The 24,734-nt window shown below is 71.5% G+C and carries 23 protein-coding genes; 13 read left to right on the top strand and 10 right to left on the bottom strand.

Features of this window, described 5'->3' with window-relative positions; all coding sequences use genetic code 11:
• Positions 1-92: 92 nt before the first annotated feature.
• A complete protein-coding gene (locus MYMAC_RS10165; protein ID WP_095957951.1) occupies positions 93-803 on the top strand; it encodes a hypothetical protein in 711 nt (236 codons plus the stop codon).
• Between the two features lie 3 nt (positions 804-806).
• On the opposite strand, the gene MYMAC_RS10170 is transcribed toward MYMAC_RS10165, so the two are convergent.
• The gene (locus MYMAC_RS10170; protein ID WP_204817493.1) at positions 807-1,697 is read right to left on the bottom strand and encodes a patatin-like phospholipase family protein; all 891 of its coding nucleotides are present in this window, start codon (positions 1,695-1,697) and stop codon (positions 807-809) included.
• Between the two features lie 97 nt (positions 1,698-1,794).
• Here MYMAC_RS10170 and MYMAC_RS10175 point away from each other — a divergent pair, with 97 nt between their 5' ends.
• Both MYMAC_RS10175 and metH read left to right on the top strand, forming a co-directional pair.
• Positions 1,795-2,691, top strand: a complete 897-nt coding sequence (locus tag MYMAC_RS10175) for an ArsR/SmtB family transcription factor (protein WP_095957953.1) — start codon at positions 1,795-1,797, stop codon at positions 2,689-2,691.
• On the top strand, positions 2,688-6,203 hold the full coding sequence (gene metH, locus MYMAC_RS10180; protein ID WP_095957954.1) for a methionine synthase: 3,516 nt from the start codon (positions 2,688-2,690) through the stop codon (positions 6,201-6,203). The genes MYMAC_RS10175 and metH overlap by 4 nt, the downstream gene beginning before the upstream one ends.
• 10 nt (positions 6,204-6,213) lie before the next feature.
• Here metH and MYMAC_RS10185 read toward each other — a convergent pair whose 3' ends face one another.
• Entirely contained in the window at positions 6,214-6,810 is a 597-nt protein-coding gene (locus tag MYMAC_RS10185) for a hypothetical protein (protein WP_239989459.1), read from the bottom strand.
• 670 nt (positions 6,811-7,480) lie between these two features.
• Here MYMAC_RS10185 and ltrA point away from each other — a divergent pair.
• From ltrA to MYMAC_RS10200, 3 genes are all read left to right on the top strand, one after another.
• Entirely contained in the window at positions 7,481-8,914 is a 1,434-nt protein-coding gene (ltrA, locus tag MYMAC_RS10190) for a group II intron reverse transcriptase/maturase (RefSeq protein ID WP_095957527.1), read from the top strand.
• Between the two features lie 24 nt (positions 8,915-8,938).
• Complete coding sequence (locus MYMAC_RS10195; RefSeq protein WP_095957956.1) at positions 8,939-10,030, top strand: uroporphyrinogen decarboxylase/cobalamine-independent methonine synthase family protein; 1,092 nt, start codon at positions 8,939-8,941, stop codon at positions 10,028-10,030.
• 111 nt (positions 10,031-10,141) lie between these two features.
• Positions 10,142-10,981 (top strand): FRG domain-containing protein, encoded by an 840-nt coding sequence (locus MYMAC_RS10200; RefSeq protein WP_095957957.1) that lies wholly within the window; start codon positions 10,142-10,144, stop codon positions 10,979-10,981.
• Between the two features lie 77 nt (positions 10,982-11,058).
• On the opposite strand, the gene MYMAC_RS10205 is transcribed toward MYMAC_RS10200, so the two are convergent.
• The 3 genes from MYMAC_RS10205 to MYMAC_RS10215 all read right to left on the bottom strand — a co-directional run bounded on the left by MYMAC_RS10205 (position 11,059) and on the right by MYMAC_RS10215 (position 13,522).
• Positions 11,059-11,283, bottom strand: a complete 225-nt coding sequence (locus MYMAC_RS10205; RefSeq protein WP_095957958.1) for a DUF2934 domain-containing protein — start codon at positions 11,281-11,283, stop codon at positions 11,059-11,061.
• 158 nt (positions 11,284-11,441) lie between these two features.
• The gene (gene mutY, locus MYMAC_RS10210) at positions 11,442-12,698 is read right to left on the bottom strand and encodes an A/G-specific adenine glycosylase (RefSeq protein WP_239989460.1); all 1,257 of its coding nucleotides are present in this window, start codon (positions 12,696-12,698) and stop codon (positions 11,442-11,444) included.
• On the bottom strand, positions 12,695-13,522 hold the full coding sequence (locus MYMAC_RS10215) for an SDR family oxidoreductase (protein WP_095957959.1): 828 nt from the start codon (positions 13,520-13,522) through the stop codon (positions 12,695-12,697). The genes mutY and MYMAC_RS10215 overlap by 4 nt, the downstream gene beginning before the upstream one ends.
• 96 nt (positions 13,523-13,618) lie before the next feature.
• On the opposite strand from MYMAC_RS10215, the gene MYMAC_RS10220 reads away from it, so the two are divergent.
• The gene (locus tag MYMAC_RS10220; protein ID WP_095957960.1) at positions 13,619-14,602 is read left to right on the top strand and encodes a RecB family exonuclease; all 984 of its coding nucleotides are present in this window, start codon (positions 13,619-13,621) and stop codon (positions 14,600-14,602) included.
• A gap of 4 nt (positions 14,603-14,606) precedes the next feature.
• On the opposite strand, the gene MYMAC_RS10225 is transcribed toward MYMAC_RS10220, so the two are convergent.
• On the bottom strand, positions 14,607-15,473 hold the full coding sequence (locus tag MYMAC_RS10225) for a tRNA threonylcarbamoyladenosine dehydratase (protein ID WP_095957961.1): 867 nt from the start codon (positions 15,471-15,473) through the stop codon (positions 14,607-14,609).
• A gap of 28 nt (positions 15,474-15,501) precedes the next feature.
• Positions 15,502-16,299 (bottom strand): TatD family hydrolase, encoded by a 798-nt coding sequence (locus MYMAC_RS10230; RefSeq protein ID WP_095957962.1) that lies wholly within the window; start codon positions 16,297-16,299, stop codon positions 15,502-15,504.
• 120 nt (positions 16,300-16,419) lie between these two features.
• Here MYMAC_RS10230 and MYMAC_RS10235 point away from each other — a divergent pair, with 120 nt between their 5' ends.
• Both MYMAC_RS10235 and MYMAC_RS10240 read left to right on the top strand, forming a co-directional pair.
• Positions 16,420-17,922, top strand: coding sequence for a TolB family protein (locus MYMAC_RS10235; RefSeq protein ID WP_095957963.1), 1,503 nt, complete (start codon positions 16,420-16,422; stop codon positions 17,920-17,922).
• 159 nt (positions 17,923-18,081) lie between these two features.
• Positions 18,082-18,333, top strand: a complete 252-nt coding sequence (locus tag MYMAC_RS10240) for a hypothetical protein (protein ID WP_043710517.1) — start codon at positions 18,082-18,084, stop codon at positions 18,331-18,333.
• 63 nt (positions 18,334-18,396) lie between these two features.
• Here MYMAC_RS10240 and MYMAC_RS10245 read toward each other — a convergent pair whose 3' ends face one another.
• Entirely contained in the window at positions 18,397-18,639 is a 243-nt protein-coding gene (locus MYMAC_RS10245; protein WP_043710522.1) for a hypothetical protein, read from the bottom strand.
• Between the two features lie 411 nt (positions 18,640-19,050).
• Between MYMAC_RS10245 and MYMAC_RS10250 the strand changes: the two genes are divergently transcribed.
• Together MYMAC_RS10250 and MYMAC_RS10255 are read left to right on the top strand one after the other, a co-directional pair.
• Positions 19,051-20,112: a zinc ribbon domain-containing protein gene (locus tag MYMAC_RS10250; protein WP_238540062.1), complete on the top strand. Its 1,062-nt coding sequence runs from the start codon at positions 19,051-19,053 to the stop codon at positions 20,110-20,112.
• Positions 20,113-20,125: 13 nt separating this feature from the next.
• Positions 20,126-21,088 carry a DHH family phosphoesterase gene (locus tag MYMAC_RS10255; RefSeq protein ID WP_095957964.1) on the top strand — a complete coding sequence of 321 codons (963 nt, stop codon included), beginning with the start codon at positions 20,126-20,128 and terminating at the stop codon, positions 21,086-21,088.
• Between the two features lie 11 nt (positions 21,089-21,099).
• Here the strand turns inward: MYMAC_RS10255 and MYMAC_RS10260 are convergent, their stop codons facing one another.
• Positions 21,100-21,681: a Maf family protein gene (locus tag MYMAC_RS10260; protein ID WP_095957965.1), complete on the bottom strand. Its 582-nt coding sequence runs from the start codon at positions 21,679-21,681 to the stop codon at positions 21,100-21,102.
• Between the two features lie 109 nt (positions 21,682-21,790).
• Here MYMAC_RS10260 and MYMAC_RS10265 point away from each other — a divergent pair, with 109 nt between their 5' ends.
• Together MYMAC_RS10265 and MYMAC_RS10270 are read left to right on the top strand one after the other, a co-directional pair.
• Positions 21,791-23,014: a metallopeptidase family protein gene (locus MYMAC_RS10265; protein ID WP_170114725.1), complete on the top strand. Its 1,224-nt coding sequence runs from the start codon at positions 21,791-21,793 to the stop codon at positions 23,012-23,014.
• Between the two features lie 5 nt (positions 23,015-23,019).
• Positions 23,020-24,207 carry a class I SAM-dependent rRNA methyltransferase gene (locus MYMAC_RS10270; protein ID WP_013938594.1) on the top strand — a complete coding sequence of 396 codons (1,188 nt, stop codon included), beginning with the start codon at positions 23,020-23,022 and terminating at the stop codon, positions 24,205-24,207.
• Positions 24,208-24,231: 24 nt separating this feature from the next.
• Here MYMAC_RS10270 and MYMAC_RS10275 read toward each other — a convergent pair whose 3' ends face one another.
• Complete coding sequence (locus MYMAC_RS10275; RefSeq protein WP_193364471.1) at positions 24,232-24,729, bottom strand: caib/baif family protein; 498 nt, start codon at positions 24,727-24,729, stop codon at positions 24,232-24,234.
• Positions 24,730-24,734 lie beyond the last annotated feature (5 nt).

Genomic DNA, 24,734 nt, shown 5'->3' on the forward strand with positions numbered 1-24,734 from the left:
CACTCCTCGTGGAATCGTGGGCTCTCCCTGGAACCGGGCGCTTCGCCGCGGCGGGGGATGTGGGCGGACCTCCGCCCTGGGAGGGTCGGTCCATGCGGGTCGCAGGCGCGTTGGGGCAGGGGCTGAGGGTGGCCTTCCGGTTGATGGGCGTGGGGGTGCTGGGCGCGCTGAAGGGCGGGGCGCTCTTCGGCCTGGTGGGGCTGGGGGTGGCCGCGGCCACCTACGCGCTGCCCCGGTGGCTGGGGGTGCCGCCCGCGCCCACGTGGCTCGTCGTGTTGAGCGCGGTGTTGCCGCCGCTGGCCCTGTCGGTGGCGGGCGGCTACGCGTTCATGCTGCAAGCGGTGTCGGGGCGGCTGGCCGAGGAGGCCAGGGCGCGGGGCGTGGTGGGCCGCGTCTACGCCGTGCTCAAGCCCGTCACGGTGCAGGTGGCGCGGCGGCTCCAGGGCACGGGCTCGCTGTCACGCGAGGCGCTGTCGCGCGTGGTGGACGAATCGGTGGGCGAGCACCTGCGCCAGGCGGAGCAGGCCCGGAGCGGGGCGCCGTCACGCATGGCGGAGGTGGAGCGCTTCCTCATGGAGCAGTCGCGCCGCGTGCTGGGCGTGCTGGCGCTGCGCGCCGTCGTCTCCGCGCCGGACGCCGCCACCGCGGTGCGGAACCTGGAGACGCTGGGCATCGAGCGCGTGGAGCTGACGCTGGTGGAGCGGCTGGAGGACCTCTTCTTCCTCCAGGTGCTGCTGGCCTTCGGGGCGGGCGCGCTCCTGGCCGCCACGCCCGCGTTGCTCATGGTGTGGCTGCGCTGGTGAGGCTCACCACTCCGCTTGCGCGAAGGGCACCGGCGGCCGCGCCAGGGCGCGCTCCGCGGCCAGCTTCGCCTGGTCCAGCGCGTCGAAGCCGCGCTCCATGGTGGTGGGCGACACCGGCGGCAGGTTGGAGACGACGACGTAGACGGGCACCTGCTTCTGCTCCAGCACGGTGAGCTGGAGGCGGAAGTGGTCCTGGCGCAGCGCCGCGGAGCCCGCGGCCAGCCCCTGCGCGTACGCCATGGGGCCGCCCACCACCTTGCGCGTCTTGCTGGGCAGGTAGTGCACGAGGATGGCGTCCAAGTCCTTGCCGGCGGCGCTCTCGTGCAGCGACAGCGCGGGCGCCTTGTCCACCAGGCCCCCGTCCCAATACAGGCTGCCGTCCAGGGGCACCGCGCGGAACAGGCCCGGGTAGGCGCACGTCGCGTGGACGCGCGGGGCCAGCTCGCCGGTGGTGAAGACGTCGTGGCGGCCCAGCGTGAGGTTGGCGCCCACCAGCAGCAGCGGGTGCGGCAGCTCCTCGAAGGTGTGCACCGGCAGGGAGGCGTCCAGCAGCCGGCGGAAGCGCTCGCCCTTGAGCAGGCCCGTCAGGCCGTGCCCCGCGGCGTCCGCGTTGAGCACCGCGCCAATGGGGTCCGGGTCCCAGAAGTTGGCGCGCGTCTGGCGCAGCACCAGCTCTTCCAAATCCCGCACCGGCGTGCCCGCCGCCGCGTAGGCCGCCACCATGCCGCCCGCGGACGTGCCCGCGTAGGCATGGGGCTTGAGGCCCGAGGCCGCCAGGCCCTTGAGGAAGCCAGCGTGGCCGTAGAAGCCGAAATATCCAGCGGAGAGGACGAGTCCGAACCGCTTGCCGTCGAGGAGCTCGTGGAGGGTAGGGGTGTGGGTGGGAGTCGCCATGCTTCGCCCTGTACGCCACTGGCTGGTGACAGGCAACGCGTCGCGTCTAGAGAGTGCTGGCCTCGTCGGCCGTATCGACATATGTTGATGCGGCGATATGGAAGAGCTGTCCCAGTCATTCCGGGTGCTCGGAGACCCGACGCGGCTGCGCATCCTCCGGCTGGTGGCCGAGGCCCCGTTGAACGTGACGGAGCTGGTGTCCCTGGTGGGCGTGGCGCAGTCCTCCGTGTCCCACCACCTGGGCAAGCTGAAGGGCCTGGGGTTGCTGCGCGAGGAGCGCCACGCGGGCTACAGCTACTACTCGCTGGCCCTGGAGCAGGCGGACGCGCGCTGGCCGCTGGTGCAGATGGCGCGGCAGGCGGAGGACCCGGCGGGGGACTCGGCGCGGCTGAAGGATTTGCTCCGGGCGCGCGAGGACCGTCAGGCCCTCAATGAGCGGCTGCTGGAGCCGGGGCAGTCCTGGTTCCTGTGGGCGGGCGCGCTGGCGTCCCTGCTGCCGCCGCTGGAGGTGGCGGACTTCGGCTGCGGCACCGGCGTGCTGAGCGTGGCCATTGCCCGCTGGGCGCGCCGCGTCTGGGCCATTGACCAGAACGCGGACGCGCTGGACCAGGCGCGGGAGCGGGCCCACCGCGAGGAGCTGGAGAACATCCGCTTCCTCCGGGAGGACCTGCATCGCCTGTCGCTCCCGTCCGCCAGCCTGGACCTGGTGGTGATTTCGCAGAGCCTCCACCACGTGGAGGAGCCCCAGGCGGTGCTGGCCGAGGCGGCTCGCCTGCTCAAGCCGGGCAGCCGGCTGGTGGTGTTGGAGTTGATGCCGCACGAGGAGCGCTGGGTGCTGGAGCGGCTGGGGCACCGGCACCTGGGCTTCGCGCCCGAACCCCTCGAAGCCGCGCTGCGCGAGGCCGGCTTCACGTCGCTGACCCGCGAAACGCATGCCCGGGACGGCGCCAGTCCCTTCCGCGTCTTTCTGCTCACTGGAGTCAAACCGTCATGACGAGCCCTGTCCCCGCTGCCCTCCCGCTGCCTCCTGGAGAGAATGGCCGCCGCGTGGAGGCCCTGCGCGCCGCGATGCGGGAGCGCGTGCTGGTGCTGGACGGCGCCATGGGCACGCTGCTCCAGAACGAGGACCTCAAGGCCGCGGACTTCGGCGGCCCGGAGTACGAGGGCTGCAACGAGCACCTGGTCCTCACCCGGCCGGAGCTGGTGGAGTCCATCCACGCGCGCTACCTCGCGGCCGGCGCGGACGTGACGGAGACGGACAGCTTCGGCGGCACGCCGCTGGTGCTGGCGGAGTTCGGCCTGGGCCACAAGGCGCTCGAAATCAACGAGGTCTCCGCGCGGCTGGCGCGCAACGCCGCCGCCGCCGCTGAGGCGAAGGACGGCCGCATGCGCTGGGTGGCGGGCTCCATGGGCCCCACCACCAAGGCCATCAGCGTCACCGGCGGCGTCACCTTCGAGGAGCTGGTGGAGAACTTCGCGGTGCAGGCGGAGGGGCTCGCCCTGGGTGGCTCGGACTACCTGCTGATTGAGACGGCGCAGGACACCCGCAACGTGAAGGCGGCGCTCATCGGCATCGAGCGCGCGTTCCAGAAGCTGGGCTACGCGCTGCCGGTGGCGGTGTCCGGCACCATTGAGCCCATGGGCACCATGCTGGCCGGGCAGAGCGTGGAGAGCCTGGCCGCGTCGCTGGAGCACGCGGACCTGCTGTACCTGGGCCTCAACTGCGCCACGGGCCCGGACTTCATGACGGACCACCTGCGCTCGCTGGCGTCGATGAGCGCCTTCCCCGTGTCCTGCGTGCCCAACGCGGGCCTGCCGGACGAGAATGGGAACTACCTGGAGACGCCGGAGATGCTGGCGCGCTCCGTGCGGCGCTTCTGTGAGCAGGGCTGGCTCAGCGTGGTGGGCGGGTGCTGTGGCACGCACGCGGGGCACATCGAGGCGCTGGCCAGGGCGGTGCAGGGGCTGAAGCCGCGCACGGGCACGCCGCGTCCCCGGGCCTCGCTGTCCGGCGTGGACTACCTGGAGGTGACGGACGAGCTGCGCCCCCTCATCGTGGGCGAGCGCACCAACGTCATCGGCAGCAAGAAGTTCAAGGAGCTCATCGTCGCGGGCCAGTTCGACGACGCGTCGGAGATCGCCCGCGCGCAGGTGAAGCGGGGCGCGCAGGTCATCGACATCTGCCTGGCCAACCCGGACCGGGACGAACTGGAGGACATGCGCAGCTTCCTGGAGGTGGTCGTCAAGAAGGTGCGCGTGCCCTTGATGATTGACTCCACCGACGAGCGCGTCATCGAGATGGCGCTCACGTACAGCCAGGGCAAGGCCATCATCAACTCGGTCAACCTGGAGGACGGCGAGGAGCGCTTCGAGAAGGTGGTGCCGCTGGCGCGCCGCTTCGGCGCCGCCCTGGTGGTGGGCTGCATCGACGAGGTGGGCATGGCCGTCACGCGCCAGCGCAAGCTGGAGGTGGCGGAGCGCTCGTACGAGCTGCTGACGACGAAGTACGGCATGAAGCCGGAGGACCTGTACTTCGACCCGCTGGTGTTCCCCTGCGCCTCCGGTGACGCGCAGTACACCGGCAGCGGCGTGGAGACCATTGAAGGCGTGCGGCTCATCAAGCAGCGCTTCCCGCGCTGCAAGACGGTGCTGGGCATCTCCAACGTGTCCTTCGGCCTGCCCACCGCGGGCCGCGAGGTGCTCAACTCCGTCTTCCTGTACCACAACGTCCAGGCGGGCCTGGACATGGCGCTGGTCAACTCGGAGAAGCTGGAGCGCTACCCGTCGCTCCCCGAGGAGGAGCGCAAGCTGTCGGAAGATTTGCTCTACAACCGGGGCGCCGACCCGGTGACGCCCTTCGCCGCGCACTTCCGCGAGCGCAAGGCCGCCCGCGTCCAGGTCAGCACGCTGCCCCTGGAGGAGCGGCTCCAGCGCTACATCATCGAGGGCACGCGGGACGGCCTCACCGCGGACCTGGAAGTGGCGATGCAGAAGTACACGCCGCTGGAGATCATCAACGGGCCCCTGATGAAGGGCATGGACGAGGTGGGCCGCCTCTTCGGCGCCAACGAGCTGATTGTCGCCGAGGTGCTCCAGAGCGCCGAGTCCATGAAGGCGGCGGTGGGCTTCCTGGAGCCGCACATGAGCAAGGCCCAGGCGGCCATGCGCGGCAAGGTGGTGCTCGCCACGGTGAAGGGCGACGTGCACGACATCGGGAAGAACCTGGTGGAAATCATCCTGGCCAACAACGGCTTCCACGTCGTGAATCTGGGCATCAAGGTGCCGCCCGAGCAGCTGGTGCAGGCCGTGCGTGAGCACCAGCCGGACATCCTGGGCCTGTCCGGCCTGCTGGTGAAGAGCGCGCACCAGATGGTGGCCACCGCGGAGGACCTGAAGCGGGCCGGCGTGGAGACCCCCATCCTGGTGGGCGGCGCCGCGCTCAGCCGCAACTTCGTGGACCGGAACATCGCCCCGGCCTACGGCGGGGGCACCGTGGCCTACGCGCAGGACGCCATGAATGGCCTGGAGCTGGCCAAGCAGATCGTGGACCCGTCCGCGCACGAGAAGCTGCGCGGCGACCTGGCCGTGCGCCGCGAGAAGCTGGCGCGCGAGGTGAAGGAGCGGCCGGCCCCGGCGGTGGTGGTGGCGCGCGGGCGCAGCGCGGAGGTGAAGGTGCTGGAGTCGGTGCCGTCCGCGCCGGACTTCGAGCGGCACGTGCTGTCCAACACGCCGCTGGACCACATCTGGAAGTTCATCAACCCGGTGATGCTGTACGGGCGGCACCTGGGGCTGCGCTCGTCGTCGCGCGTGCTGGGCACGCCGGCCGAGGCGGAGCTGGCGAAGACGGAGGAGGGCCGCAAGGCGCTGGCCCTCAAGGAAGCGGTGGAGGAGCTGAAGGGCTTCCTGCGCGGCGGCGTCATGCAGGCGCGCGCCGTGTTCCAGTTCTACAAGGCCGGCAGTGACGGCAATCGCGTCGTCCTCTTCGACGGCGCGTCCGGCAAGGAGGCCGCGTCCTTCGACTTCCCGCGCCAGGACCGCGAAGGCGGCCTGTGTCTGGCGGACTACCTGCGGCCGCTGGAGGGCGGCGCGCCCACGGACTCCGTGGCGATGTTCGTCGTCACCGCGGGCGCAGGCATCCGCGAGCTGGCCGAGGAGCTGAAGGCCCGGGGTGAGTTCCTGAAGATGCACGCGGTGCAGGCCCTGGCGCTGGAAACGGCGGAGGGCTACGCGGAGCTGCTGCACACGCAGCTTCGCAGCATGTGGGGCATGCCGGACCGGCCGGACATGACGATGCTGGAGCGCTTCCGCGCGGAGTACGCGGGCAAGCGCTACTCCTTCGGCTACCCGGCGTGTCCCCGGCTGGAGGACCAGTCGAAGCTGTTCGCGGCGCTGCGGCCGGAGGACATCGGCGTGCAGCTCACGGACGGCTCCATGATGGAGCCGGAGGCCTCGGTGTCCGCCATCGTCTTCCACCACCCGCAGGCGTCGTACTTCTCCGTGACGTGACGCCGGCGGCTCAGAAGCGCATGCCCAGGCTGAGGTCGCCGCTGAAGAGGTTGCCGACGTCCGCGCTGTCCGGGGCGAAGTCGCGCGCCACGAGCACGCGGTAGGTGGCGCGCAGTCCGGCGGTGACGCCGCTGTACCGGTACTCCAGGCCGGCGGCGAGCGGCACCTCCGCGCCCCAGCCCTTTTCGAAGGCGGTGCCCACGTCCATGGGCGTGGGGTGGAAGTAGCTGACGCCCGCGCCCGCGCCGACGAAGGGCTTCCACTGCGAGAAGAGCGTGGGGCCCACCTTCGCCAGCACGCCGCCGTTGTGCCGCCACAGCGTGCCGCGCCGGGGCTCCGCGTAGCCGTTGGCGGCGCCCTCGTAGCCCAGCTCCAGGCCCACGCCCGAGACGATGGGGACCTCTCCCAGCAGGGCCAGGAACGCGCCCACGCCCGTCTCCCGGCCCACGTTGCCGGACCACGTCGTCACGCCGCTGCGCACCGTCAGGCCGGAGGCCCCGAAGCCCGGGGCGGGCTGCGCCTTGACGCGGGGAGTCGCCGCCAGGGCCGGACTGGCGAGCAACACCGCCACCAGGGCGCCCGTCCCCCCTCCACCTCGCCTGTTCATGACTGCCCCCTCCCTTGTCCGCCGGGGTGCGTCCCGGTTCTCGGGTGGAACGTTGTTGCCGGACGGGAAGGTCGGGAACCCGGCGCACCGGGGATGGGCAGCCACACCGGAAGGGCAGGGAGGGGATAGAGTCCGCGCCATGGTGCGTCCTGAAGGACGAGCAAGAGGAGCACGTCCATGCTCCACCAGACCGGCGGGTGAAAGTCCCGTCCGGGTAGACACCGGAGTGCCCGGTAGCAGGCCCCAGCCGACCGCCGAGAGGCGGCAGGCCACAGCGGGGCGTCAAAAGCCTCCATTCGGGAGGGAGCAAGAGCGCGGGCCGCAACATCAAGTGAAGCCTGCCGCCTCGACAGATACACAATGGGAGCGCCGAGCCGAGCATGTCGCGGCGAAGGCCAGGTCCGCTGCGGACGAGTCCGGATGGGAAGCAGCGGGGCTCCCCGGGGTATGGGGCGTGGCACGTGCTCAAGGTCTGGTGGGGAACAGGAGAGACCCGTCTGCGCGGCCGTCGTCGCGGCAGGGCCCCGCGTATAAGCCGAAGGTGAAAGCGTGGGGAGCGCAGCGGGAGTCCGAGGGGGCCGTAGTACCGGCGAGGGGCGTGCAAGACAACGCGCCCGGAGGGAAGGGCCCCTGCTTGGGTGGTGCTTGGGCGGGAGGTAAGAGCGAGGGCATGAGCCGCCAAGAAGGCTCCAATCCCCCCGGTGGGCCAGAGTCCACCGACAAAGTTCGACAACTCCAGCGCAAGCTCTTCGTGGCAGCCAAGCGGTGCCGGGAGCGCCGTTTCCATGCGCTGTATGACCGAGTCCACCGGAGTGACGTCCTGTGGGAAGCATGGCAGCGGGTCCGACGCAACAAGGGCGCTGCCGGCGTGGATTCAGTCACGCTGGCGGCGGTGGAGCAGTACGGCGCACAGCGGCTGGTGCAGGAGCTGGGCGAGGTACTGCGAGCAGGAACCTACAAACCGCCCGCGGTGCTCAGGCGGTTCATTCCCAAGGCGGACGGGAAACTCAGGCCGCTGGGCATTCCGACGGTGCAGGACCGTATCGTGCAGATGGCGGTGAAGCTGGTGCTGGAGCCTGTCTTCGAGGCGGATTTTCTTCCGTCGTCGTATGGCTTCCGGCCACGTCGAAGCGCGGTGCAGGCCCTGGAGCGCATCCGGGAGGCAGTCAATGCCGGGTGTCACCACGTGCTCGACGCGGACATCCGCGACTACTTCGGCAGCATCGACCATGAGCTGCTGATGGAGCGGGTGGAGCGGCGGGTGTCGGACCGGAGGGTGCTCAAGCTGCTGAGGCAGTGGCTGAGTGCGGGAGTGGTGGAGGAGGGCCGGTACTCCGAGACGGTCTCGGGGACACCGCAGGGGGGAGTGATTTCCCCGCTGCTCTCCAACATCTACCTGCACTTCTTCGACAGCGTGTGGCAGCGGCAGTGCGCGCAGGTGGGCGAGCTGGTGCGCTACGCGGATGACTTCGTGGTGCTGTGCAAAGGCCGCGAAGCTGCCGAGGAGGCCGAACGAAGGGTGCGCATCATCTTCGGGAGGCTGAAGCTGCAACTGCACCCGGAGAAGACGCGGCGAGTGGAACTCACCGAGGGCAAGGAAGGCTTCGACTTTCTGGGCTGTCACCTGCACAAGCGCATGTCGGGCAAGCTGTGGCAGCAGCGGGGAGTGCGCCGCTACTACCTCCAGCGGTGGCCGTCAGCGCGGAGCATGAAGCGGGTGAGGGCTCGGGTGAAGGAGCTGACGAGCCGACAGCGGCACGGGGTGAAGGATGTCCGAGAAATCATCGGCGGCCTGAACCCGGTGTTGCGAGGATGGGGCAACTACTTCCGCACCGGGAACGCGGCCCGAAAGTTCAATCAACTCGACTCCTACGTCTTCCGGCGGCTGCACCAGTTCATGGTGAAACGCAGAGGCAGGAAGCTGCGGGCCGGCCAGGCGGACGCATGGAATCGAGCGTGGTTCTGGGAAAGAGGCCTGCACCGGTTGCATGGGACGATTCGCTACCCGAAACCGTGCATGCTGCACGACAACACTCTCGTTAAGCCGTATGCGGGAAAACCGCACGTACGGTTTGAAAGGAGGAGGGTGGAAACGGGCCGCTGACGGTACCGCGCCACCCCTCTACCAATGAGCGCGCCGAACATCCGTCGAGCCGTCCAGTTGCTGCCTGCCTGCGCCACCACCGGAATCGGGAGCCTGCCGCACACGCAAGTGGAGCTGGGGCTCCAGGCCGCGCTGGCCATGGACATTCCGTTCCTGCCGCAGCTTCCGGTGGGCAAGCCCTCGGAGCTGATGATTCCCGCGGCGCTGGAGGGCCTGCCGGGCCTGTCCTTCGACGATGACGGCCTGTGCACCGTGGACCTCGGCGCCTGGCAGGCGGGGCGCGCCGCCTTCGAGGCGCGGCTGGAGGCGGCGTTCCAGTCCGGTCAGTTCGAGAGCTTCGAGCCCTCGCCCGAGGCCTGCCGCGCGTGGCGGCCCTTCCTGTGGGAGGTGGAGACGCGGAAGCTGGCCTTCGCGAAGGCGCAGCTCGCGGGGCCCTTCACGGTGCGCTCCGTGGCGCGCACCCCGGACGGCCGGCCCACGTTGGACGTGCCGGGCCTGGACGAGGCGATGTTCCGGCTGACGCTGGCGCGCGCACTGGCCATGGTGAAGGCGCTGCGCCGCGCGGGGACGACGCCGCTGTTCTACCTGGACGAGCCCGGGCTCTACGCGCTCCAGCGGATGAATCCCCGGCACATGATTGCCATGCAGGAGCTGAAGCTGCTGGTGGTGGCCCTGCAGCGCGAAGGCGCGCTGGTGGGGCTGCACTGCTGCGGCAACACGGACTGGGCCGCGCTGCTGGATGTCCAGCCGGACCTGCTGTCCCTGGACGTGCGGCTGTCGCTGGACGCGATGGTGGAGGCCGCTGCCGCGCTGGAGCGCTTCCTGGGCGCGGGCGCGACGTTGAGCCTGGGCATCATCCCCACGGACCTGGCGTCCACCTACGAGGTGGGGGAGCTGGTGGACTCGGTGGAGGCCACGCTGAAGGCGGCGCTGCCGCGCGGCTTCACCTTCGCGCAGGTGGTGTCCACCGTGGTGCTGACGCCCGCGTGTGGGCTGGCGATGCGCTCGGTCATCGACGCGGAGCGCATCCTGGAGGAGCTGAAGGCCGCCCAGCGGCGCCTCCGCGGGGCGCTCTCCGCCGAGCGCCCGTCTGTCGACACCGTGAATCCCCACTGAGACGCCGGGCGCCGGGCCCCTTGTGGCCCTGTCGCGCCGCGCTGAAAGGTGGGCCGCCCGGCGGGCGTGGGCCACCGCGATGCCTACCTTGTCGCGGGGGGACCTGAGCCCATGTTGGAGCAGCGCATCGGGACATGGTTGGAGCTGCAGGACGCGCTCTTCGCCGGCTCCTGGAGCGAGGCGCTGGGGCGCCACCGGTCCACCTTCGTCTTCCGCGGCATGCCCCAGGTGAGCAATGACTTGTCCACGGCGCTCAACCGCCAGGGGCTGTTCGTGCGCAAGGAGAAGGACCTGCTGCGGGCCTTCCGGAAGTACGCGCGGGGCGACAGCCCGCCGTCCGTGGAGTCCGTCTGGGACTGGCTCGCCCTGGCCCAGCACCATGGGCTGCCCACGCGGATGCTGGACTGGACCTTCAGCCCCTACGTGGCGCTCCACTTCCTCACGGAGAACCCGGAGCGGTATGACGACGACGGCGTGGTGTGGTGCGTGGACTACCGCCAGACGAACCAGCACCTCCCCAGGCGGCTGAAGACGCTGCTCCGTCGAGAGGGCGCGGACGTCTTCACCGGGGAGATGCTGGCCACGGCGGCGTCGGACCTCCCGGCCTTCGACCACCTGGCGAAGCACCCCTTCGTGCTCTTCCTGGAGCCGCCGTCATTGGACGCCCGCATCGTGAATCAGTTCGCGCTCTTCTCGGTGATGAACGGCCCCGAACTCTGCCTGGACTCCTTCCTCGAAGCCCAGGCGGAGGGCGTCCGCAAGCTCGTCATCCCCGCCGCCCTCAAGTGGGAGGTGCGCGACAAGCTGGACCAGAGCAACATCACCGAGCGCGTGCTCTTCCCTGGCTTCGACGGGCTCAGCCGCTGGCTCCGGCGTTACTACAGCCCTCGGGGCGCCTCGAAGCTCGCGAGCGCTCCCGCGGCGCGCAAGCGGAAGCGGACGACGAAGTGAAGCGCCTTGGCGGCCCGCTGTCACACGCGTCGCCCACGGCCCTGACGAGGTCTCCCGAGGGGCGGAGGCGCGGCCGGCTACTGACGGCCGAGCCGCAGCTCCCGCTCGGCCTGGTACCAGTCCTGGTCGGAGTTGCCGTGCATCCCTCCCCGCGCGAGGAAGATTTCGTAGGCCCGGCGTGCAATCTGCTCGTCGGTGGGCCCGGGCCGCGGCTCTGGAGCCCGGGCCTTGGACTCGGACGCGGGGGCCGGCGCCCTGGTTGAAGACGGGCCGGTCTGCTTGTTGGCGGTGTGGCGTGCCATGCGCGGATTCCTCCGGTGAAACAGGTCCGCGGAGATTGAGTCGCGTCGAGTCCGAAGGAAACCGGCATGCGGGAGGCTGGGTTGTCAGTGCGACAGGAGGACTGCCTCTCTGTCGGTCGACGGACAGCCCTCTGTAGGCGGGGTGGGCGAGGGGGCCTTCAGCCGCCTGCCAGGACGCCCGTGGTCAGCGCGGCGTCGAGCGCCCGCTGCATGGCGGTGCTCATGCCCAGGCTGGCGGCGTCCGCTGGCGTGCACCAGCGCAGCTCCTGGAACGCGGGGGTGCTCGTGGGCCTGCGGGCGCCGGAGACGCGCAGCAGGCGCAGCGTGAGGTCCCGGTGGGTGAGCTGCCGCTTCACGGCGCCCAGGGCGCCTTCCAGCTTCACCTCCACGCCCAGCGCGGCGGCGATCCGGGCGCGGGCCTCGGTGTCCGGCGCGTCGTCGGCGATTTCAGCGCCTGGCAGCTCCCACAGGCCACCGAAGAGGCCGGCGTCCGCCCGGCGGGCGAAGAGCAGGGTGCCGGCGTGGGGCCACACGGCGACGGCCAGCGTCAGCTTCTTGGGCGTGGCGCGCACCTTGGCGGGAGGCAGCTCGTCCACGCGGCCCTTGCGGAAGGCGACGCAGGCGGTGCGGACGGGGCACAGCAGGCACAGCGGGTTCTCCGGCCGGCACGTGGTGGCGCCGTGCTCCATCAGGGCCTGGTTGAGGTCCCCGGGGCGCTTGCCCTTCACCAGCGCGGCGGCGAGCGCCCAGAGCGTGGCCTCGCGCTGGCGGTCTCCGGGGAGGCCCTCGACCTCGAAGACGCGGGCGAAGACGCGCGCGACGTTGCCGTCCACCAGCGGGGCCTCCTCGCCGAACGCGATGGAGGCCACCGCGCCGGCGGTGTAGCGGCCGAAGCCCGGCAGCTCGAGCAGCGCCGCGGCCGTGGAGGGCAGGGCGCCACCGAAGCGCGCGACGACCTCCTGCGCGGCGCGGTGCAGGTTGCGGGCGCGGCTGTAGTAGCCCAGGCCCTTCCAGCCCGCGAGCACGTCATCCAGCGGCGCCGAGGCCAGGGCGCGCGCGGTGGGGAAGCGCTTCAGGAACCGCTCCCAATAGGGAATCACCGTCGACACCTGCGTCTGCTGGAGCATGACCTCGCTCAGCCAGATGGCGTACGGGTCCTTCGTGCGGCGCCACGGCAGGTCGCGCCTGTTCCGGTCATACCAGTCCAGCAGCGGCCCCCGCACGCTGGCCAGGTGCTCGGGGGTGGGGGCCACGAGCGGCGCGGCGGGAGGACGCCCGGCGCGGGGCTTCCGGGCTGGCGCCTCATCGGGCGGAGCCACGGCCGTGACGGGAGCGCGCGTCTTGGTGACAGGGCCCTTGGGTGGTACCTGTGCGTCGGAGGTGACGCGCTTCGCGCGGGCACTGCGGGAGGTCATGAACCCTTCTTCTTCATCTCAGCCGCCATGCGGCGGGCGACCCGGTCGAACAGGGAGGGCACCCACCGGTTGGCCACCACCATCACCCGGCCCGGCAGCGTGAGCACGGTGTCGCGGTGGCCCCGCCGGCTCGCGCGGACCATGGCGGCGGCGACCTCCTCCGCGGACATGGCCTTCAGGGGAATGGCGTCCTGCTTCCAGCCCTCCGCGTTGAGGCGGTTCTCCCGGAAGTCGCTCTCGGTGAAGCCGGGCGACACGAGCAGCACCCGGATGCCCTCCTCGGCGAGCTCCGCGCGCAGCGACTCCGTCATCGCATTCACGGCGGCCTTGGACGCGCAGTAGGCGCCGAGCAGCGGCAGGCCGCGGTGGCCCAGCACGGAGCTGACGTTGACCACCTGCGCGCCGCGCCGCCTGCGCAGCAGGGGCAGGGCCTCGCGCGTCATCCGCCACAAGCCAAGGACGTTCAGCTCGAAGAGCTTCCGGAGCTGCTCCTCGCCCATGGCCTCCAGCGGCCCATAGCTTCCCTGGCCCGCGTTGTTGACGAGCACGTCCAGCCCGCCGAAGGCGGCGTCCGTCTCCGCCACCAGCCGCGTCACGTCGTCGCCCACCGTGACGTCGCACCGCACCGGCAGTGCCCTCACGCCCAGTGACGCCACTTCACGGGCCGCGTCCTCCAACTCGGGGAGCCGGCGCGCGGCCAGGACGACATCCGCGCCCGCCGCCGCGTAGGCCTTCGCCGCCGCCCTGCCAATGCCTCCGGAGGCCCCCGTGACGAGGACCACCCGGCCCTTGAAGGGTTGGGTCTTCATGCCGGCGCGCACCATACCTTCCCGGTTGCCTGGGGGGACTGTCTTTCAGCGACCAGCGGGGGCCTGTTTCCTCGCCTGTTCCCCTTTGGGTGGAGCGGGCGAACGCCTAGGATGCGCGCCCTCATGCCGCGCCCCCCTCTCACCAACGACTTCTCCTGGTCCAAGAGCCGCCACGAGAAGTTCTCCGAGTGCCTCCGCGCGTACTACCTCTACTACTACCGCTCCTGGGGCGGCTGGGAGGCGAGCGCGCCCAAGGACGTGCGCGAGCTCTACGTGCTGAAGAAGCTGGGCAACCGCTACACCTGGGCCGGCAGCGTGGTGCACGAGAGCATCAAGGACGTGCTGCTGGACTGGCGCGCGGGCCGCAAGGTGGAGCAGGCGGAGGTGGAGGAGCGCACGCGCAAGCTGATGCGGGACGACTTCCGGCACTCGCGCGCGAAGAACTACTGGTCGCAGAAGTACCGCAAGCAGTTCACCGGCCTGGTGGAGCACGAGTACGCGGAAGCCGTGCCGGACGAGGCCTGGAAGCAGAACTGGGAGACGGTGCGCTCCGCGCTGGCGTGGTTCTTCTCCTCGCGCTGGAAGGACCTGGCGCTCAGCCTCAAGCCCGAGCAGTGGCTGGAGGTGGACGCGGGCTTCGACTTCGCCCACTTCACGCTGGACGGCCTCAAGGTCTTCGCCATCCCCGACTTCGCCTTCGTGGACGAGGACGGCACGCCGGTGGTGGTGGACTGGAAGACGGGCAAGTCTCGCGAGGGCTACGACGAGCAGGTGCTCGGCTACGCGCTCTACGTGGCCCAGCGCTACCGCTTCCCGGTGGAGAAGGTGCGCGCCTCGCTGGTGTACCTCAACGAGGGCAAGGAGCAGGACGTCACGGTGGACCCGGAGGCCATGGCCTCCTTCCGCAGTCACTTCGAGCAGAGCGTGGCGAAGATGCGCGCGCTCCTGAAGGACCCGGCCACCAACACCCCGCTGGACGCGTCCGCGTTTCCGCCCACGGAGTCGCTGACGGCCTGCGCGCGGTGTGTCTTCCGCCGCCCCTGTGGACGCGAGGGCGCCGCGGCCGAGGTGTCCCGGCCGCAGCAGGTGGCCTGAGCGCCTAACGCGCCGCCGCGAGCCGCCGCACCACCACGCCCGCCGCGTTCATCCCGAAGCAGGACGTGACGAAGGCCACGCTGCCGTCAATCTGCGTGCGGTGGTCGCAGGTGTGGAACTCGTTGTCCTGCGGGCACACGCACAGGAAGCCGTCGGTGGCGTCGTCGTACTGGAGCGTCACCGGCAGCCGCCGCGCTTCAATGGAGTACACGGCGGTGATGCCGGTGTGCTTGTCCGTCTCCACCGCGTACTTGCGCTTGAGCAGCTTGCGGATGTCCTTGGCGAAGGGGTCCATGTGCGTCTCGGACAGGTCCTCCACGCGGATGGCGGTGGGGTCCAGCCGGCCCGCGGCGCCCATGGAGCTCACCACCGGCACGCCCAGCGTCACGCAGCGGTGGAGCAGGTGCAGCTTCGCCTTCACGTTGTCGATGGCGTCCACCACGAAGTCGTACTGGCCCGCCTGGAGCATCTGCTCGGCCACGTCCGCGCGGTAGAACTCGCGCAGCGCCTCCACCTTCGCCGCCGGGTTGATGTCCTGGCAGCGCTGCGCCATCAGCTCCGCCTTGGGCTTGCCCACGGCCTTCACCGTCGCGTGGAGCTGGCGGTTGGTGTTGGTGACGCACACGTCGTCATGGTCCACCAGCGTCAGGTGGCCAATGCCGCTGCGCACCAGGCCCTCCGCGGCGAAGCTGCCCACGCCGCCCAGGCCGAACACCACCACGCGTGCGTTGGCCAGGCGCTCCATCGCGGAGTCGCCCAGCAGGCGGCCCGTCCTGTCGAAGCGCCGGGAGAGCTTGAAGGGCCGGGCCAGCGAGGCCGGGGCGGCGGGCGGAGTCTCAGTCTCGGGGGTGGGGAGCGGCTGCGGGTTCATGGCGGTCCTCTATAACGCGACCGCTCGCCTACCGCGAAGACGCGGGGAAAGCTTCCCGGAAGAAGCGGCGGGCATTCTCGGTCGTCTGCCGGGCGACCTCCTCGACGGGCTCCCCCCTGACGCGGGCCATGCCCTCCAGGATGTGGGGGAGGTAGCCCGGCTCGGAGCGCGTCCCCCGGTGGGGCGCGGGCGCCTGGTCCGGGGCGTCCGTCTCCGCCATCAGCCGGTCCAGGGGGATGGCCCGGAGCGCGTCCAGGGGCTTGCGCGCCTCCGCCCAGGTGACGGGCCCGGCGAAGGAGAAGTGGCAGCCCTTCTGGAGGTAGAAGCGCGCCAACTCCACGCCGCCGCTGTAGCTGTGCATCAGCAGCCCCGCATCCGGCAGGGGCTCCTCCTTCAGCAGGTCGATGAGGGCCGGGTGCAGCCGGTGGCAGTGCATCAGCACGGGCAGGCCGTGCTTGCGCGCCAGCGCGAGGTGCCGCCTCAGCACCGCCACCTGCCGCTCCAGCGGCGCGCCCGGGAGGCTGGGGCCGTCCAGGCCGCACTCGCCCACCGCCGCCGCGCCGCCCCTGGCGAGCAGCGCGTCCAGGTGCTCGAGCACGGCGTCGTCGTCCGCCGGCGGCATGTCGGGGAGGAGCTGCGGGTGGATGCCCAGGCCCACCTGGAGGCGGGCGTCCTTTTGGGACAGCGCCAGCAGCGGCTCCCAGTCATGCGGACCCACGCCCGGGATGACGATGCCGTGGAGCCCCGCGGCCCAGGCGCGTGAGAGGACTTCATCCCTGTCCATGTCGAAACGCGACGCATCCAGGTGGCAGTGGGTGTCTATCATTGAGCAAGGCACTCCGTGAGGCCGTTCAGTCAGGAACAGGCGGCGTATCTCCGCACCGCAGGGTAAGCACTCCCCGAAAGCCTGACGGTATACGCGCCCTCTGTTCTTCGGAGGGTCTCTATGAGCATGCGTGTCGTTGTCAGCGCGCTGTGTGGCGCGCTGTTGGTGCTGTCGACGGGGTGCGGTGACGAGTGTGTCGATGCGTTCGACTGCCGCAGTGACAACGGACCGCCGCCGGCGGGGCAGGAGTGGACGTGCCGTTCGGGCAACTGCGAGCTGCGCGATGTCCAGCAGCCGCCCGAGGAAGACGCGGGCACCGAAGAGGACGCGGGCACCGAGGAAGACGCGGGCACCGAAGAGGACGCGGGCACCGAGGAAGACGCGGGCACCGGAGAGGACGCGGGCACCGGCGATGACGGCGGCGTCGTCGTCATCGGCACGGGCGCCAAGGGTGATGTCTGCACCACGTCCGCGGACTGCGCCGCGGGGCTTCGCTGTGAGGGCGCGGCCGAGGCCATGACGTGCCAGGCGCTGCACGTGGCCTTCACGGCCATGGACGACAGCGACGCCATGGCGGCGGTGGTGACGCGCTTCGACGAGCCGGAGCCCACGCGGCTGTCGGACGCCGCGGTGGACAGCCGCTACCCGCGCTGGAACTCGGCCGGCAACCGGATTGCCTTCGTCCGGGGGGCCACCGAGACGGGCACCTCTTCGGGCAACCTGGCCGGTGAGCTGGTGGTGCGCGACGTGCCGCTCGCGGAGGTCGAGCCCACGGTGCTGGCCAACGGCACCTCCGGCAGCACCGAGGGCTTCCTCTACCTGGAGTGGGAGCCGGGTGACTCCCTCCTGTACGTGCGCCGCGCGGGCGACAGCATCTCCGGCATCTCCCGCGTCCCGGCCGAGGGCGGCGCGGTGGAGGAGGCCACCGCCGCGGGCACCTTCCCGGCCTGGCGCGACGGCGACACGTTCGCGTTCAGCACCGCCACGGTGGGCCTGTCCACGGCGACCGTGGGGGGCGGCGCGCCCACGCCGCTGGCCGCCGCGGGCGCCACGGCGGAGCAGCCGCACTACAACCGCGTCAATGACCAGCTCCTGTTCCTCCGCCCGGATGAGACGCGGCCAATGGGGCTGAACGCCGCGCTCTACATCATCCCCGTGGGCGGCGCCGCCGTGCAGACGATCGCCGAGGCCACCACGACGGCCGTCGAGGGGGGCTCGGTGGACTCCTACATCGCCAACCCCACCTGGGCGCCGGACGGGAGCTGGGTGGCGTACGTGCGCGCCTACTTCTTCAACCCCACCACCGGTGAGCCGGTGCTCTGCGGCGGCGCGGCCTCGCCCTGCGCCGGGGACCCGGGCAACATCATCTTCCTGCGCCGCATCAACCCGGCGGACGGCGCGCCCGTGGGCGACGAGGTCAGCTTCGCCGAGGGCGCCACGCTCCCGTCCTTCTCCCCGGATGCCCACCACGTGGCCTACATCCAGGGCGGGCAGCTCTACGTCCAGCAGATTGACCCGGCGGCGGGCACCAAGGTGGGCGACGCCATCGTCCACCCGGTGGGGGGCTACACGCTCCAGACGTCGCGTGGCGATGACCACCGCCCGCGCTGGCAGCCCCGGTAGTCTCCGGCCGCTGACGGCATGACGTCCTGGGCCCGCGTTCCATTGGGACGCGGGCCTCGTCATGTCCGGCTCGCCGCGCGGTGTCTTGTCTTGGCGCGGGAGGCGGCATAGGGAGGAGCCCGCTGGCCCACCCCCGGGCCCATCCACCGGAGGACCTGCATGCGGCGCGTTCTTGTTCCTGGCTTCCTGCTCTTCACCGGGTGCGCCACCGTCCCGGCACCCGTCGTGAGTGCGGGCAGCGGCGGCACCGTGGCCGAGGAGCCACGGGCCCTGGCCACACCTGTGCGCCTGGAGACACGCTCCGGCACCTTCCTGGTGCACCCCAACAACGTGGAGGATTTCGGGAGGCTGCTCGCGGGCGAACCCACGCGGCAGCGCTACTCCGCCGGCATCCTGATGGCGGGTGACTGAGGTCCACGCCGGCGCACGGACGGACTCACGCGCCAGGCCGACAGGACCGGGGCTGAAAAAGGTTCAGCCCACCACGACGATGCGGCGCCCCAGCGCCCGCGTCATCTGCGGCGAGGTGAGCTGGGCCAGGACGTCCACCAGCTCGCCGCCGGACGTCTCGAAGGCCGCCGCGATGACCTCGCCCACCGTCAGGTGGGCCTTGCCCGCCGCCGCCCGGGCCCTCTTGGCCGTCCGCCGGAGCGCGGGCATCACCCGCCGCCCCTGCCTGGGAACCGCGCCACTGCTTCGAGTCGTCCGCTTGCCCATGGGTTCCTCCCACCGCACCGAGTTCCGCGGGTGAGTACACCGTGGGTCTGACATCATGCAGTTGGGGTGCCAGCCCCCTGACTACCTGCCCGGTGGGACAATGCCCCTTGTTTCCCAGGCAGAAAGCGGGGTTAAGCAGACAGCCGGCTCGCCGGGTTCACGGCGCTGCCCGGGTATGAATCGTTTCATCGAGCGGTTTCGTTCACTCTGGGCGCAATCTCGACGTTTCGTTCAACGGCCCGGCTTCGTCACGTGGCTTACAATTCTTGGCACCCAGGTCCAATCTGACCTCGATGTCAGAGTCATGCCTTCCCGTTGAGGTCCGCCTTTCCGGGCGAGGAATCGGGATTGCCTGACAGGGATGTCGTGCCCTCGTGAGCGGCGCGGGCAGTGCGGTATACGCCGGGGGCCATGCCCCAGACTCTCTGTCCGAACTGCGGCCACAGCCCCATCCCTCGTGGCGCCAGCGCGTGCCCCCGCTGCGGTGAGCCCTTCGACCATCTCCAGTCCCACAAGAAGGTCGGCCGGATGCGGCTGGACCGGCCCATGGTGGAGGCGGACGACGACGCCACGGTGTTCGGCGGGGACCTGGTCACCAGCGCGGTGTCCGCCCATCCGGGCCCGGCGGCGGGCGTGCTGCTGGCCAGCGGCGCGGCCTGGTTCCTCCGCGCGGCGGGCCTGCTGGGCTCGCTGGAGGACCCGTCGTGGACATACGGACTGGTGTGTCTGGACGCGGTGCTCGCGCTGGTGCTGGTGCTCAACCGCGGGCCCGCGAAGGGGCTGGCGCAGGTGGGCCTGGTGGCGCAGCTCGTGGCCACCGGCTGGCTGGCGCGCGAGGCGCCGCTGGCGCCGGTCCACGTGGCCTACTTCATCCTCGGGGGGCTCGCGCTGGCCATGGTGGTGGGCGAGCCGGGGCCCATGCGCCGCTACCTGGGGCTGGGCCTCGGGTTGGGGGCGGCGGTCGCGTCGGCGGGGTTGCTGGCGCTTCCCTCCGCCGGGCTGCCGGGCCGGAGCGTGCGCCAGTCGCTGGTGGGCAGTGAGCTGGGCTACCGGCTGGAGCTGCCCGCGGGGTGGGGGCAGCTCACGCGCGAGCAGCTCGCGCCGCACCTGGTGTTGCCCGCGTCCACGTTGCACGGCGGCGGCGTGGGCTTCGGAGACGCGGCGCGGGGGCGCTTCGGCCTGCTCTGGGTGGAGCGCGCCAGGGGCAGGGCGGCGGCCGCGGGGTGCAAGGGGTTGCTCCAGGCGCTGGGGGGCACCTTGGGTGAGGCGCTGTCATTGCCCGCGCCCCCGGCGTTGGGGAGCCGGGCCACCGTGCATCCGCTGCGGACGTCCGGCGGCGCGGAGGGCACGCTGGCCTGTGGGGTGCTGGCGGACGGGCGGCTCGTGGGGCTGGCGGTGGTGAGCGCCCAGGCGAGTGGCGGCGCGGACGAGGGGGCGTTCACGACGGTGGGCGCGGGACTCGCGTTGCAGTAAGGGGCACGTCGTCATGAACGTCCAGGTCCTCTTCCACGATAGCTGCTTCGACGGCGCCGCCAGCGCGGCCGTGTTCTCCCGCTTCTACCGGGAGCGCATCCGGCCGGACGCGGCCTTCCGGTACCTCGGGCTGAACCACAAGCCGGGCGCCGAGGGCATCGACCCGGCCGTGTTCACCGGCGAGGAGAACGTCATCGTCGACTTCCGCTACAGCCAGGACGCGCGGCTCACGTGGTGGTTCGACCACCACGCCTCCGCCTTCCAGCAGCCGGGGGACGAGGCGCACTTCCGCGCGGACACTAGCGGGCGCAAGTTCCACGACGCGCACCGCAAGAGCTGCACGAAGTACCTGGCCGACGTGGCCCGGGAGCGCTTCGGCTGGGACGCCTCGCCCATGGCGGAGCTCATCCACTGGGCGGAAATCATCGACGGGGCGCAGTTCCCCTCGCCCCAGATGGCGGTGGCGCTGGAGGAGCCCGCGCTGCGCATCATGACGGTGCTGGAGGCCAACAAGGACCCGGCGCTCATCCCCGAGGTCATCCGCCGCATGCAGTCGGAGTCGCTGGCGGACCTCGCCGCCTCGCCGCTCATCGCCACGCCGCTGGCGCCGCTGCTGGCGCGTCACCAGGCGAACATCGAGCGGGTGCGCGCCCGCGCCCGCTACGAGCGCGGCGTCGTCTTCTTCGACCTGGTGGACGAAGGCGTGGACAGCCTCAACAAGTTCATCGCGTACGCGCTGTACCCGGACGCGCGCTACACGCTGTGGGTGGGGAAGGGCGCCTCGCGGGCCAAGGTGTCCATCGGCTCCAACCCGTGGAAGCCGGAGCTGCGGCGGCATGACTTGTCCGCCATCGCCGGGCGCTACGGCGGCGGCGGGCACCCGGTGGTGGCCGCGGTGAGTTTCAAGGCGGACCAGGCCGACAAGGCGCGCGCGGCCTACGCGGAGATCCTGGCGGAGCTGTCCTCCGACGCGTGACGGCGCGGGCGTCAGCGGCGCTCGAAGAAGGGGAAGCCCGCCCGCCGCAGCAGGCGCACCACCGTCGTCATGGGCAGGCCCTGCACGTTGGCGCGGTCACCTTCGAGCCGCTCCAGCAGGGCCTGTCCGGCCTCCTCCACGCGGTAGCTGCCGCAGCAGCCCTCCCATTCGTTGAGGTCGAGGTAGCGCTCCAGCTCCTCCGCCGTCACCGCGTAGAAGGTCAGCCGCGCCGTCTCCACGGCCTCGTGCACCTGCCCGCCCGGGCCCAGCAGGCACACCCCGGTGTGGATGGCGTGGGTGTTGCCCACGAGCTTGCGCAGTTGCTCGCGCGCCGCGCTCCGGTCCTCGGGCTTGGAGAGGACTTCGCCTCCCACCTCGACGAGCTGGTCCGCGCCCAGCACCCAGGCGGCGGGGTGCCGCTGGTGCACCGCGCGGGCCTTGCGCGCCGCGAGCTCCCGCACCGCGTCGGTGACGGACACGCTCGGAGACACCACCTCGTCCACGCCGGGGGCCTCGGCGCGGTAGGCCAGCCCCAGGCCATCCATCAAGGCCCGCCGGGCGCTCGACGTGGAGGCCAGAATCAATTCGCTCATGGGGGCAACCTAATGCAGGGCGGGGCGGGTGGGTGTCCGGCGGTGTCGGCAAGCGGGCGTGCACGTCTCGGCTTCCCGCCCACGGGGTGATGCCGTACCCTGGCGGCCCATGTCGCGGCGCGGTCTGCTCGCCTTCTGCCTTCTCCTCACTGCCTGCAAGCGCGGCGCTCCGGCCTCCGAAGCGCCGGACGCCTCCAGTCCCGCCGTGAGCGCGCCCGCCCCCGGGGCGCCCACCGCCAGCGTGCGCCCCGCGCCGCCGCCCGAGGACGCCACCCACCGCGTGCAACCGCTGGCCGTGTGCCGCGCGGATGGCGCGGCCCCGCTGGACGCATCGCGTCGCTACTTCGAGGAGGGGCGCTTCGAGGAGGCGCTGTCCTGCGCCGCCCAGGCCGCCGCGCTGGAGCCGGACCTGGCCGCCGCCCACGCGGAGCGAGGCGTCTCGCTGGCCGCCCTGGGCCGGGAGGCGGAGGCGCAGCTCGCCTACGCGCGGGCGCTGGCCATCGACCCGGGGGACCCCTCCGCGCTGCTGGGCTCGGCGCACCTGTACGCCGTGCAGCTCCCGTCCACCCGGGAGCGGGACGAGCTGGGCGCCCTCTACGCGGAGCGTGGCCTGTCCCAGCCGGGCACGCCCCCGGAGCTGATTCCGCACCTCGCGCTGGTGGCGGCCATGGCCTTCAATGATTTGGGGCAGGCGGAGGCCTCGCTGGCGCACGCCGCCATCGTCCTCGCGCGCAACCCCGGCAGCCGCGAGGCCCTCTACGAGCGCGCCCTGGCCCTCTTCGAGCTGTGCCGCTTCCGCGAGGCCCGCGCCACCTTCGCCAGCCTGGTGGACGACCCGGAGCGCGCCGCGCACGCCCACCACCACCTGGGCCTGCTGCTGGAGCGCGAGGGCAAGTGGAAGCAGGCGCAGGTCCACTTCGACAAGGCGCGCGCGCTGGCGCCGGAGGACTTCCCCGAGCCGCCGCTGCCCCCGGAGGAGGCCTTCCGCGCGGAGGTGGTGAAGGCCGTCGCCGCGCTGCCCGAGGACATGCGCGGGGACCTGGACGGCGTGCCCGTCACCGCGGAGGAGCTGCCCGCGGACGCGGACCTGCTGGCCAACCAGCCGCCCTTGTCGCCCACGATTCTGGGCCTGTTCCGGGGCCCGCCGCTGGCCGAGCCCTGTGACGGCTCCGAGGTGCCGTGCCGCTCCGTGGTGCTCTACCGCCGCAACCTGGCGCGCGCCGTCCGGACGCCCGACGAGCTTCGCGAGCAGATCCGCGTGACGTTGCTGCACGAAATCGGGCACCTTCGCGGCGAGGACGACGAAGAACTGGCCGCTCGCGGCCTGGAGTGAGCCTGATGCCCCCCCAAGCAGCCCTGCCCGTCGCGCGTGTCACCCCCAAGGGGGCGCGCTCGCTGCGGCACTTCAATCCCTGGGTGTACCGCACCGAAATCGCCGCCCCGCCCGACGTGAAGGGCCCCGGCGCCGTGGTGCTGGTGGTGGACGCCCAGGGCAACCCCATTGGCCAGGCCCTCTACGCCCGCCGCTCGCCCCTGGCGCTGCGCCTGCTGACGCGCAAGGGCCCCGCCGACGAGCCGGTGGACGACGCCTTCTTCCGCCGCCGGCTGGAGGCGGCCCTGGCGCGCCGGGCGTACCTCTCCCACCGGGACGGGCTGCGCCTGGTGCACGGCGAGGCGGACCAGCTCCCGGGCCTCTTCGTGGACCGCTACGGCAAGGGCCTCACGCTCCAGACGCTCTCGGAGGGCATGGACGCGCGCAAGGAGACGCTGGCGAGGATGCTGGTGGAGCTCACCGGCGCCACCCACGTCATGTGCCGGGACGACGCCTCCGGCCGTGACTTCGAGGGCCTGCCCCGCGAGGCGCGCCTGCTGCACGGCGAGGGCGCCGCGCGCTTCACCTACCACGAGGGGGAGAACCGCTTCGAGGTGGACCTCCAGGGCGACATGAAGACGGGCGCCTTCCTGGACCAGGTGGACAACCACCTGCGCGCCGGGGAGCTGGCGCGCGGTGACGCGCTGGACCTCTTCAGCTACCACGGCGGCTTCGCGCTCTCGCTGTCGCGCACCTGCACGTCGGTGCTGGCGGTGGAGCAGGACGAGAAGGCCGCCGCGCGCGCCAGGGCCAACGCCGAGGCCAACGGCCGCGCCAACGTCACCGTGGAGCACGCCAACGCCTTCGACGTGCTGCGCCGCTTCGACACCGGCGGGCGCCGCTTCGACACCGTGGTGTTGGACCCGCCCGGGCTGGCCAAGCGCCGCGAGGGCCTGGCCACCGCGCTGCGCGCCTACCATGAGCTGAACCTGCGCGCCTTCCGCTGCCTCAAGCCGGACGGGCTGCTCGTCACCTGCTCCTGCTCCGGCAAGCTGGACCGCGCCGCCTTCGAGCAGATGGTGCTGGCGGCCGCCGCGGATGCGAAGCGGCCGGTGCAGATTCTGGAGCGGCGGGGCGCGGGGCTGGACCACCCGGTGCTGGCCGGGCTGCCGGAGACGGAGTACCTGAAGGCCCTCTACGTGCGCGCCCTCTAGTGAGAAGCGGGGTGGGGCTGGGGCCTACGGAATCCCCAGCTCCTTGCGCAGCCGGCCCACGACCTTGAAGTACTCCGTCCGCGGGAAGGGGACGTTGAGGATGTGGAAGTCCTTCTTGGCCAGGCCCACGCAGCCGAAGCAGTAGTTGCAGTCCTGCAGGTTGCGGCACAGCACCAGGTACGCGCTGGTGGAGCAGTTCTCGCTCTGGACGCAGTACGCGCACGCGTTGCAGCTCTTGCAGTCCACGCAGTGCGAGCAGTTGTTGCACAGCTCGCACCGCGTGCAGTGCGTGCACGTGAAGCAGCTGTCGCAGTCCTTGCAGAACATGCAGTTGGCGCAGCGCTGGCAGCCCTCGCACGCGTAGGAGCCGGGGTTGCCCGGGTCGGCCGCGAAGCTCTTGGCCAGTCTCTGGAACTGCTCCAGGAACTCCCGCTTGCCCAGGGTGGACACCAGCTCACGCGCCGCCTTCTCCTGCGCGACCAGGTCCGCCTTGTCTGGCCGCGTTCCTTTGTCCTTCACCACCTGGG

Origin of the sequence: Corallococcus macrosporus DSM 14697 (assembly GCF_002305895.1) — a bacterium.
GTDB classification, from domain to species: Bacteria; Myxococcota; Myxococcia; order Myxococcales; family Myxococcaceae; genus Myxococcus; species Myxococcus macrosporus.